The organism is Pseudomonas sp. R76 (assembly GCF_009834565.1).
In the GTDB taxonomy this organism is placed as follows: Bacteria; Pseudomonadota; Gammaproteobacteria; order Pseudomonadales; family Pseudomonadaceae; genus Aquipseudomonas.
In genome coordinates, this window is the sequence record NZ_CP019428.1 from 3,537,537 (window position 1) to 3,548,381 (window position 10,845).

A 10,845-nucleotide genomic window follows, 5' to 3' on the forward strand; every position below is an offset into this window, starting at 1 on the left:
GTTTCGTCGAGAATTGGCGACAGGAGTACAGACAATGAGCGCCGTAAAAAACACGCCTCTGCACAAGAAAAATGGCACCACCACCGACACCAAACTGTCGATGCGTGCCGCCCGTGAAGCCCAGAACGGCCTGCAAGCCACCCTTGCCAATGTGCGAGCGACCCAGGACGGCCTGACCGAACTGGACGCCTCGGCGCGCCTGCAACGTGAAGGCTACAACGAAGTGGCTCATGACAAGCCGCCTCACGCCATCGTCCAGTTCCTGCAGGCGCTGAACAACCCCTTCATCTACGTATTGCTGACCCTGGGCGGCATCAGCTTTGTCACCGACTATTGGCTGCCGTTGCAGGCCGGTGAAGAAGTTGACCTGACCAAAGTCATCATCATCATGACCATGGTCCTGCTCAGCAGCTTGCTGCGCTTCTGGCAGGAACACCGTTCGGCCAAATCCGCCGAAGCCCTCAAGGCCATGGTGCGCACCACCGCCACTGTGCTGCGCCGCGAACAGGTCGGCGCCCGGCCGACGCTGCGCGAAGTGCCGATGCGCGACCTGGTGGCCGGCGATATCGTGCAGTTGTCGGCCGGCGATATGATCCCGGCCGATATCCGCCTGATCGAATCCCGCGACCTGTTTATCAGCCAGGCCGTGCTGACCGGCGAAGCCTTGCCGGTGGAAAAGTACGACACGCTGGGTGACGTCACGCAGAAATCCGCGTCCTCGCTGGCCGCCGACCAAGGCAACCTGCTGGACCTGCCAAACATCTGCTTCATGGGCACCAACGTGGTCAGCGGCCGCGCCAAAGCGGTGGTGGTCGCCACCGGGCCACGCACCTACTTTGGCTCGCTGGCCAAGGCGATTGTCGGTTCGCGGGTGCAGACCGCGTTCGACCGTGGGGTGAACAGCGTCAGCTGGCTGTTGATTCGCTTCATGTTGGTGATGGTGCCCATCGTGTTCCTGCTCAATGGCTTCTCCAAAGGCGATTGGGGCGATGCGTTCCTGTTTGCCCTGGCGGTGGCCGTGGGCCTGACCCCGGAAATGCTGCCAATGATCGTCAGCGCCAACCTGGCCAAGGGCGCAACTGCCATGGCCAAGCGCAAGGTAGTGGTCAAGCGCCTGAACGCGATCCAGAACTTTGGTTCAATGGACGTGCTGTGCACCGACAAGACCGGCACCCTGACCCAGGACAAGATCATCCTCGAGCACCACGTCAACGCCTTCGGCCAACGTGATGATGCGGTGCTGTCCCTGGCCTGGCTCAACAGCTACCACCAGAGCGGCATGAAAAACCTGATGGACCAGGCCGTGGTGCAGTTCTCGGAACACAACCCCAAGTTCCAGCTGCCATTTGCCTACAGCAAGGTCGATGAGTTGCCGTTCGACTTCGTGCGCCGTCGCCTGTCGATCGTGGTCAAGGACGCCGCCGGCGACCAATTGCTGGTGTGCAAGGGCGCGGTGGAAGAGATGCTGAGCATTTCCACCCATGTGATGGAAGATGGCGCAGCGGTGCCACTGGATGATCGTCGCCGTGATGAGTTGCTGGCGCTGGCCAACGACTACAACGAGGACGGTTTCCGTGTGCTGGTGGTCGCCACCCGCAACATTCCTAAAGCACTGGCACGCCAGCAATACACCACCGCCGATGAGCGCAACCTGGTGATCCAGGGCTTCCTGACCTTCCTGGATCCGCCGAAGGAAACCGCAGGCCCGGCGATTGCTGCGCTGCAACAAATCGGCGTGGCCGTGAAAGTGCTGACCGGCGACAACGCCGTGGTCACCAGCAAAATCTGCCGCCAGGTTGGCCTCGAACCCGGCCAGCCGCTGCTCGGCGTAGAAATCGAAGCCATGGACGACGCGACCCTGCTGCGCCGCGTGGAAGAGCGCACAGTGTTTGCCAAGCTGACGCCGCTGCAGAAATCCCGCGTGCTCAAGGCACTGCAAGCCAACGGTCACACAGTCGGCTTCCTCGGCGACGGCATCAACGATGCGCCGGCGCTGCGCGATGCCGACGTGGGTATCTCGGTGGACAGCGGCACCGATATCGCCAAGGAGTCGGCCGACATCATCCTGCTGGAAAAGAGCCTGATGGTGCTGGAAGAAGGCGTGCTCAAGGGCCGCGAAACCTTCGGCAATATCATGAAGTACCTGAACATGACCGCCAGTTCCAACTTCGGCAACGTGTTCTCGGTGCTGGTGGCCAGTGCGTTCATCCCGTTCATGCCGATGCTGGCGATCCACCTGCTGCTGCAAAACCTGATGTACGACATCTCCCAGCTGGCCTTGCCGTGGGACAAGATGGACAAGGAATACCTGGCCAAGCCGCGTAAGTGGGATGCGAAAAACATCGGCCGCTTCATGATCTGGATCGGGCCGACCTCGTCGATCTTCGACATCACCACCTTTGCGCTGATGTGGTACGTGTTCTCCGCCAACAGTGTGGAAATGCAGACCCTGTTCCAGTCCGGCTGGTTTATCGAAGGGCTGCTCTCGCAAACCCTGGTGGTGCACATGTTGCGCACCCGCAAGATCCCGTTCTTCCAGAGCACGGCCGCCTGGCCGGTGTTGATGATGACCGCCATCGTCATCGGGCTGGGGATCTACGTACCGTTCTCGCCGCTGGGCACCCTGGTGGGCCTGGAGCCGCTGCCGCTGGCGTACTTCCCATGGCTGGTCGGCACCCTGCTCGCCTACTGCTGCGTGGCTCAACTGATGAAAACGATCTACATCCGCCGCTTCAAGCAGTGGTACTGATCACCCGCCTCTGAAAACGGTGGTCGTCGCCCGGCGGCCACCGCGCAACACAAGGACTCTGACTATGCGCGTGTTGATCTGTGCAGGTCGTCATTACGCCGACACCAAAAAGTCCCGCCAAGTGCTGGACGCTTACCACCGCCTGCGCCCGATGCAGGTATTGATTCACGGCGGCAACCAGTTCCTCGGCAGTGACATTGAGGAATGGGCGCGGGAAATCGGCATCGACGTGGTGCGCTACCCGCCCAATTGGCAACGCCACGGCAAGCAGGCGGAACGCCAGCGCAACCATTTCATGCTGTCTGACAGCCGCCCCGACGTGGTCATCGCCCTGCCGGGCGGTGACGACACCTCGGAGTTGGTCTGCCAGGCCAAAGCCAGCGGCATTTCGGTGCTGACCGTAGAAAGCTGAATTCAAGCGAGGTGCATCATGCACAAAAAACACACTCCTCTGCGTCAGGACGGGTTTGCCAAATACCGTGCCCGTCACTATCGCGGCGCTCGCCATACCCTGTTGCTCCTGCCACCGGCCAAGCGCCGCGCACTGCAACGTAACCTGACGTTTATCGGCGTGACCCTGGGCCTTATCTTGTTCATCGCGCTGTTATCCAAGGCCCACGCGGCCGGTGGCGCTTATGTAGTCGACGACGGCGCCGTCAACGCCCCCGGCGAATGCAATGTGGACGCCTGGTACACAGCCGAGCGGCATCAGGGCAACGTCCATAACGAGACATTGAACCCGGCCTGCACCTTCAGCGCATTGCCGTCGGTGCAGTGGAGCGCCGCGCTGTCGCGTGCCAGCCAGGCAGGCGACGCTGAAACCCAGGTCAGCCCGCAGGTCAAGGCCCAGGTATGGTCGCGGGATGACCTGGGGCTGCAAATGGCGGTGTCGGCCACGTCGCATTTTGCGTTGGACCGCCAACATGCGTTCGACGGCGCGGATCTGAATGTGCCGTTAACCTGGCAACCCGTCGAAGCGTTGCGCCTGAACGTGAATGGTGGCTGGACACATGCCTATAACGGCGGTGAGCAGAATCATCGGCTGACGTGGGGGACCGGGTTCGAGTATCAACTGGCGGACGCGTTGACGCTGATCGCTGAGCGCTACGGCCAGGAAGGCGGCGACCAGGCCTGGCAGGCCGGGCCGCGCTTTCATGTGGGCAAACTGGTCGATGTGGATGTGGTGGTTGGGCAAAGCCTGAGCGGCGACCGGAACCAGTGGCTGACCACCGGTGCTACGCTGCGTTTTTAGTTTGAATGTCGTAGATCAAAAGCAACGCCTCGGACAACCTGTGGGAGCGGGCTTGCTCGCGAATGCGTTGGGTCAGTCAGCTCATTTGTCACTGTCCCACTGCATTCGCGAGCAAGCCCGCTCCCACATTTGGATCTCATTACATCAGGTCGCTGTTGTGGTGCTTCGCCACTCTAGGCTTTAGCCTGCTGCTCCAGGTTCAGTTGCAACTGCGGGTCAAGTTGCAACTGTTCTGCCAGTTCATCCAGGTATTTGCGCTCCGCATCCTGTTGGTCGTTCACCAGTAGCACGCTGGCCAGGTAGATCTCCGACGCCAGCGCCGGGTCACTTGCATACTCGGCAAAATCCGCCGCATTCAGAGGCTTGACGGCCTCGGCAGCGATCCACTGCAGCAACTGCGGGTCATCGGTGTGGCGAGCCATCTCGGCGGAAATCATCTGTTGCTCCTGCGCATCGATGTTGCCATCCGCCTTGGCCGCTGCGATCAGCGCGCGTAGCAACGCATGGCTATGGGCTTGCGCTTCGGCGCCGTCCAACTGATCCACCGTCTGGATGGCTTGCTGCGGCGCAGTTGCCTGCTGGCGTTGCCAGGCCTGATACGCCTGAAACGCCGCCATCCCCAACGAGGCCAGCGCCGCGTAGTTCATCCCACCGGAGCGCGCCTGCGTCGTACCACCGCTGGGTGCGCCGCCCAACAAACCGCCGAGGCCGCCCAGTAACCCACCCAAACCGCCGCCCGCCGAGGCGTTGCCGCTGCTGGCGCCTTTCAATAAGCCGCCGAGCAGCCCGCCCAGGCCACCGCCTGAGGCCGCGCCGCCTTGCTGCCCGGCGCGCAACAGCTGTTCGAGTAGATCGCTGGTATTCATGGTTTCACCCTCCCAGGGCGCAATAATGGCGTTCAACAACCATAGCCCGCTGCCGTGGGAACACCATGACCGCCGGGCGGGCACGCTTTATCATGGCGACATCGCGCCATTGAGAGAGAAACCACGTGAACCGCATCGAACACATCGCGTTGATGGCCAACTACAACCAGTGGATGAACCGCAAGGTCTATGCCGCCGCCGGCAAACTGACAGACGCCGAACTGGCGGCGGACCGCCAGGCGTTCTTCGGCTCGATTCTCGGCACACTCAATCACCTGGCGCTCGGTGATACCGTCTGGCTCAAGCGCTTTGCCCAGCACCCGGCAGGCTTTTCGGCGCTGGCACCCTTAAGCGCTATCGTCACACCCGTAGACCTCAAGCAACTGGCGTTTGCCGACATCCGCGAGCTGTCGGCCCATCGCGCTTGCCTGGATCAACTCATCATCGACTGGGCCCAGAGCCTGCGCGAGCCCGACCTGGATCATCACCTCAGCTACCAGAACATGCGCGGTGTCGCGAACAACAAGCCGTTCTTCGGCCTGCTGGTGCATTTCTTCAACCACCAGACCCACCACCGGGGCCAGGCAACCACGTTGCTGACCCAGGCGGGCGTGGATGTGGGCGATACCGACCTGCTGGCGCTGATCGACTGAGTTCAGCGCGCGTTGAACGCGGCGTAGGCCTGCATCAAGCGCGGGAAGTCTTGCGGCTCGGGTAATTGCGCGAAACGTTCGACGGCGGGCGTGGAGGCCCACGGCAGCTTTTCGCTGGTCCAGGTTTCCATGAACGGCACGTAGTCGTGGGCGTTATCCAGCAAGGTTGCGCGCACATTGACGAACTCGTCGATGCCATGGGGGCGCGTAAACAGCCAGCTCATGCAGTGCGGGCAGCAATAATGACGGTCCACGCCATGCAAACCGCCAATCACCGGGCAGCCCTGGGTGACGGTGAAGCCACTGGCGGGAATCAGGACGCTGAGGGAGAACGCGCTGGAGGTCATTTTCTGGCAGCCGTTGCAATGGCACGCCATGGTGATCACCGGCGGCAGGCTGACACTGAAGCGCACCCGGTTACAGCGGCAACTGCCTTCCAGCGGCAGGGTTTCGAGGCTCATCATTGATTCCTTTTTTATGCTTGTAGTCGCACAGGGTAGCGTGAACCCGCGTGGGGGCAAAACCGAACGCTGCGCCGCGCCTGGGGTCTTAACCATAAGGCGCCGGGGTTAATTGCCCCGCCCTGCTCGCGCGCCACCGCTGCTGTTGGAGGCGCGTACCCCCATAAGAAGGAGACGCTTACATGGTCACTCACTTCAAGGTCGCCGGCCATTTGGCCTGCGGCCACCACGGCACCAACCTCACCTCCAGCACCGAGCTGAACCGAGTCAAATGCCGTACCTGCCGCAATACCGAAGCCTATAAAGAAGCGCGCCGCACCCAGCGCAATGCCGCTCGCCGCTCTGCGCGCAAAACCAAGACCCACACCGCCATCGACTGGCGCAGTGCGTGGACACAACGCCTCACCGACCTGCCTGGGTTGCAGCGTTTGCCACGCGGGTTCAGCGGGCAGGCGTTTGTCTGAGCTATTCGGCTTTTGAAAAGATATTCACCAGGTTCTCATCGGGATCCTGGAGCAGCGCGGACGTATTACCCCACGGCATCTTCGTCGCGGGCATCACCACGTTCGTGCTGCTGACCCGGCTCGCAACAGCCGCCACCTCCAACACTTGAAACGCCAGGACGGACAGAGGCAAATTTCATAACGGCGCCTGGCTTGAAAGTGAAACCGCACTCTATTTCAAACCGGGTCAGTTCCTGGCAGGAGCGTTTCACCCCGTATCAAAAACCTCGCCACGGCGGCAGGTTCCCCATGTAGATCACTGATCCTGCAAGATTTTTCGGATTTTAATGAATGCGACAAACTCATGCTTTCACCTTGCATCCAAGCGCCTGGGTCTATATATTCCCAACCCTGCTGCACCGCGCTGCCGCCCGAATGGCGAAACTGGTAGACGCATGGGACTTAAAATCCCCCGCTCGTAAGGGCGTGCCGGTTCGATTCCGGCTTCGGGCACCATAGATATCAAGGGCTTGCATGATTAACGTCATGCAGGCCCTTATCTTTTTGCGCGCCGCAATTCTCCATTTGCCCGGTTGTTCCGGCGCTCGCCAAGCGATAGCACATCCCCGGATCATTCAAACGCGCCGAGTCGCGCCACCAACGCCTCAAGCACCACGCGTAGCTTGGGCAACGCCTGGCGACTTTTAACCCAGGCCAAGGTGATCTCAAACCCTTCAGTCGCCAGGTGCGGCAGCACTTCCACCAATGTCCCTTGTTGCAGTTGCTGCTCGATCAGCCACGAGGGCAATTGGACGATTCCGCAGTCTGCCAGCGCGGCCATCACCAACCCTTCACCATTGCCCACCACCAGCTGCGGCGCGACTGGCCTGCGCAGCGCCTCGCCCTGCTCACCGGTGTAGCGCCAGGGGCTGATGCGCCCATCAACCCAGCCATAGGCAATGCACTGATGCTGTTCAAGGTCGCCCTCCGACAACGGCGTGCCATGGCGAGCCAGGTATGCTGGCGATGTGCAAAACACATGCCGCTCGCGCCTGAGCAGCCTGTGCCCAACCGTCTCCGGCCAGGCATCCGCACGGCCGATACGCACCACGATGTCAACGCCAGCCTGGAACGGCTCGATGAGGCCGTCAGAGAACGTGATGTGCGGTATCACCAATGGATAGTCCTTCATCCATGCCAGCAGGATCGGCAATACCTGCGCGCGTCCGAATGCGCCCGGCAAATCAATGCGCACTCGCCCACGGGGCTCAGTGCTTTCGCTGTGCAGTGACAACTCGGCTTCTTCAAGGTCGGCCAACACCCCGCTGCAGGTGCGCAGGAACGCCGTGCCCGCGTCGGTCAGCGCCAATCTGCGCGTCGTACGTTGAAACAGTCGCGCGCCCAGGCGTTTTTCCAGCCTGGCGATGCTTTTACTGATGGCAGAGGCCGTCAGGTGCATCTTCTCGGCCGCCGCCGCGAAGCTGCCGCTCTCCGCGACGCAAACAAACACATCGATACCCTTCAAGCGTTCGGAGGCAAACATTGACGCTCCTTATTCATGAACTCAGTTCCTTTCATTCGATAGAAAGCATCCTAAATCAGAATTCACCTCACCAGTAAGCTGTGTGACTTGCACCTTATGAATGGACGATGAGGCCCGAATGCTCGCCACGCTGAAAACCTATCCCGCCACCCTTAACCTGCTGCTGTCTGCGTCACTGGTATTAACCCTCGCGCGCGCAATCACCCTGCCCTATTTGGTGATTTACTTGTCCGGCAACTTTGGCTTGAGCATTGCCGATATCGGCCTAGTGATCGGAAGCACGCTGATCATCGGCTCGCTGTTGAGCCTGTATGGCGGCTTTCTGGTCGACCGAATCTCCAGTTACCGGCTGATCCTCACCTGCTGCGGTGTGTTCTCGCTGGGGTTTCTCGGCGCGTATGGCGCCGCCACGCTGTGGCTGTTCTACCTGTGCCTGGTGTCGATCAACCTGGCGTATGCGGTCATCGATATCACCGTGAAGGCCGGGTTTGGCAGCCTGCTGCCTGTGGACCAGCGCAGCGAAGTGTTTTCGATCAAATACACGCTGACCAATATCGGCTATGCCGTCGGCCCGTTTCTCGGCGCAGGCGTGGCCGCCCTCGACATCAGCCTGCCGTTTTTGCTCTCGGCGGGGCTGGGTGCCGGGTTCTTTTTTGTCTACTTCGTGTGGGGCAACAGGGGCCTGGCGGCTGGCGACACACAGGATAAACCCGCGCCATTCCTCGCCGTCGGCACACTGCTGCTGCGCGATTACCGCCTGGTGTGCTTTACCCTCGGCGGGGTCTTGAGTGCGGTGGTATTCGGCCAATTCACGGCTTACCTCTCGCAGTACCTGATTGTGACCACCACGCCCCACGCGGCCTATCGAATTATCAGCAGCGTGGTGGCGACCAATGCCCTGATGGTGATCAGCCTGCAATACAGCATTGGCAAACGCATTTCCCGTCGACACCTGAACCTGTGGCTGGCCGGCGGGCTCAGCCTGTTTATCGTCGGGCTCGGCGGCTTCGCCCTGTCGACCACGTTGATGGTCTGGATGGTGTCCATGGCGATTTTTACCCTGGGCGAAATCATCGTCTTCCCGGCCGAATACATGTTCATCGACAACATTGCACCGAGTCATCTGAGAGGGATGTATTACGCGGCGCAGAACTTGAGCAATGTCGGCGCTGCGTTAGGTCCGGTGCTGTGTGGAATCGTGCTGGCGACGCAGCCGGCTCACTACATTTTCTACATGTTGGGGCTGTTTATCATCGCCGGTGGGTTGTTTTACGGGTTGGGGGTTGCCCTTTCAGGTCAACGCCATCCTGAAGAACTGAAATAAGCCCATAAGTGAGCGCCTGGACTGCTCGCCAAAGCGCCCGAGAAACCCTGTACCGCCGCACTCGCTGGCCATGAATTGGCAGTCAGTGAGGCGACGTTGCGCCGTCGACTGGCGGATGAAGGGGTCAATTTCAGCACGTTGCTGACTGAGATCCGCATGCACCACGCGATGATGCTGTTGCAGACCACGCACCTGGGGGGCGCAGATTGCGGATGTGTGCGGGTATCGGGCGTTGTTGCGGTTTTCCAAACGGGAGCAGAATAGCGCGAATCCTCACGCATAATCCGCAACACCTCAGACCCGTTCAAGAGGATCTCCGCCATGTGGTTCTGCGGCACTGACTTACCACGTTCGCTGCGTAAATGCCTCCATTGACTGACGACTGCAAGAGTAAAAAATAAAAACACGTTTTACTCTCATCATCTGAAACTATAAAGCTCTGAATTTGATTATCCAGTGCCTCATATATCTTGCTCCGGCAAAAAGCGCTTGCGTAAGAATCTTTTACAACCTTCTGGCGCCACACTTATCAGCACTTCCGCACTACAGCCCTGTAGCAACCCATGATCAACTATTGACTCTATAAAATAATACATACATTCAACATTCCGACCCAAAGCCACCTCGCTGCCTTTCACAACTTCAAGTAAATCATCAGGCGTCACTTCCTGCACAACAACAGCGCCTAATGACTCGTATGCCGAAATGTAGTACCCATTGCGTATAACTCCTGACACGCCACCCAGGTCACCTAATGCATCTTCTAGTTTCGTCCTTGAGATTGAAAATTGCGATGCGAGCCACAGAAGACTTTTTTTAAAGTACTCATCGTCCGAGAGCATTTTCGAGATCCTTTACAAGCTCCTTAGCAAAATTTATATCCCTTTGAGGGTAAGGATAACTCCCCGCGGGCTGGTTCTCGGCATTCCGAATCAGATCACCAAGCCGTTTGCTTACTTCGATGGCTTTTGCTCGCGTCCTGCCGGGGATAACAATTCACCCGTAGATTTCTCATAACGAACAGCGTCAGCTAAACCGTCACTTCCGACTCTGTTACCCGTCTTAACCGCACCATAATAAGAGTCCAATATCTTTTCAAGCCTTTCGCTATCGGCCGGCCGATAAGATGGCCCTAGTCCATTTTTGGGAGCCTCTACAGTAGTTTTCGTTCCGCCCGTTTCAATTGCTTCGCCAACTGAACCTGACGCTCTTCCTGCCCCAACACTTGCATCGGTTGCTCCTGTAGCTCCCGCACGTTCGCCCCTCCTGCTATGCCCTCGCCAATTTGATTTAGCGTTCAATACGGGCCAGCCTACGATTTAAATTACGGTGATCTGGCACCATTTACGTAAGCCTTCTTTTTCAAAGCTGCCTTCTATCAATCTATTGAGGACCCGTCTACCGATATATATCTCAGGGGCACCCTTCCTCTCTGCCTAAGATATACGTCGCTATCATTACAACGGAAAATCCTTTAGGTACATATCGAGATCCCCACTGGAAACTCCAGGTGCACCGATTTGAAGCCACCGATCAAACTCCTGGGGAAACGCA

The 10,845-nt window shown here is 59.2% G+C and carries 10 protein-coding genes and 1 tRNA gene; 7 read left to right on the plus strand and 4 right to left on the minus strand.

What is annotated here, in order from left to right; translation table 11 throughout:
- The first annotated feature begins 34 nt into the window (after positions 1 to 34).
- The 3 genes from mgtA to PspR76_RS15990 all read left to right on the plus strand — a co-directional run bounded on the left by mgtA (position 35) and on the right by PspR76_RS15990 (position 4,001).
- Entirely contained in the window at positions 35 to 2,749 is a 2,715-nt protein-coding gene (mgtA, locus tag PspR76_RS15980) for a magnesium-translocating P-type ATPase (RefSeq protein WP_159956716.1), read from the plus strand.
- Between the two features lie 64 nt (positions 2,750 to 2,813).
- Positions 2,814 to 3,161 (plus strand): DUF2493 domain-containing protein, encoded by a 348-nt coding sequence (locus PspR76_RS15985; RefSeq protein ID WP_159956718.1) that lies wholly within the window; start codon positions 2,814 to 2,816, stop codon positions 3,159 to 3,161.
- A gap of 18 nt (positions 3,162 to 3,179) precedes the next feature.
- Positions 3,180 to 4,001, plus strand: a complete 822-nt coding sequence (locus PspR76_RS15990; protein WP_159956720.1) for a hypothetical protein — start codon at positions 3,180 to 3,182, stop codon at positions 3,999 to 4,001.
- Between the two features lie 173 nt (positions 4,002 to 4,174).
- On the opposite strand, the gene PspR76_RS15995 is transcribed toward PspR76_RS15990, so the two are convergent.
- Complete coding sequence (locus tag PspR76_RS15995) at positions 4,175 to 4,867, minus strand: DUF533 domain-containing protein (RefSeq protein ID WP_159956722.1); 693 nt, start codon at positions 4,865 to 4,867, stop codon at positions 4,175 to 4,177.
- 125 nt (positions 4,868 to 4,992) lie between these two features.
- On the opposite strand from PspR76_RS15995, the gene PspR76_RS16000 reads away from it, so the two are divergent.
- Entirely contained in the window at positions 4,993 to 5,520 is a 528-nt protein-coding gene (locus tag PspR76_RS16000) for a DinB family protein (protein ID WP_159956724.1), read from the plus strand.
- 2 nt (positions 5,521 to 5,522) lie between these two features.
- Here the strand turns inward: PspR76_RS16000 and PspR76_RS16005 are convergent, their stop codons facing one another.
- Positions 5,523 to 5,981, minus strand: a complete 459-nt coding sequence (locus tag PspR76_RS16005; RefSeq protein WP_159956726.1) for a GFA family protein — start codon at positions 5,979 to 5,981, stop codon at positions 5,523 to 5,525.
- Positions 5,982 to 6,163: 182 nt separating this feature from the next.
- On the opposite strand from PspR76_RS16005, the gene PspR76_RS16010 reads away from it, so the two are divergent.
- Together PspR76_RS16010 and PspR76_RS16015 are read left to right on the plus strand one after the other, a co-directional pair.
- Positions 6,164 to 6,445 (plus strand): hypothetical protein, encoded by a 282-nt coding sequence (locus PspR76_RS16010; RefSeq protein ID WP_159956728.1) that lies wholly within the window; start codon positions 6,164 to 6,166, stop codon positions 6,443 to 6,445.
- Positions 6,446 to 6,853: 408 nt separating this feature from the next.
- A tRNA-Leu gene (locus tag PspR76_RS16015) sits at positions 6,854 to 6,940 on the plus strand.
- Between the two features lie 115 nt (positions 6,941 to 7,055).
- On the opposite strand, the gene PspR76_RS16020 is transcribed toward PspR76_RS16015, so the two are convergent.
- Positions 7,056 to 7,967 carry a LysR family transcriptional regulator gene (locus tag PspR76_RS16020; protein WP_159956730.1) on the minus strand — a complete coding sequence of 304 codons (912 nt, stop codon included), beginning with the start codon at positions 7,965 to 7,967 and terminating at the stop codon, positions 7,056 to 7,058.
- 118 nt (positions 7,968 to 8,085) lie between these two features.
- Here PspR76_RS16020 and PspR76_RS16025 point away from each other — a divergent pair, with 118 nt between their 5' ends.
- Complete coding sequence (locus PspR76_RS16025; protein WP_159956732.1) at positions 8,086 to 9,291, plus strand: MFS transporter; 1,206 nt, start codon at positions 8,086 to 8,088, stop codon at positions 9,289 to 9,291.
- A gap of 461 nt (positions 9,292 to 9,752) precedes the next feature.
- Here PspR76_RS16025 and PspR76_RS16030 read toward each other — a convergent pair whose 3' ends face one another.
- A complete protein-coding gene (locus PspR76_RS16030) occupies positions 9,753 to 10,133 on the minus strand; it encodes a hypothetical protein (RefSeq protein ID WP_159956733.1) in 381 nt (126 codons plus the stop codon).
- Between the last annotated feature and the right edge of the window lie 712 nt (positions 10,134 to 10,845).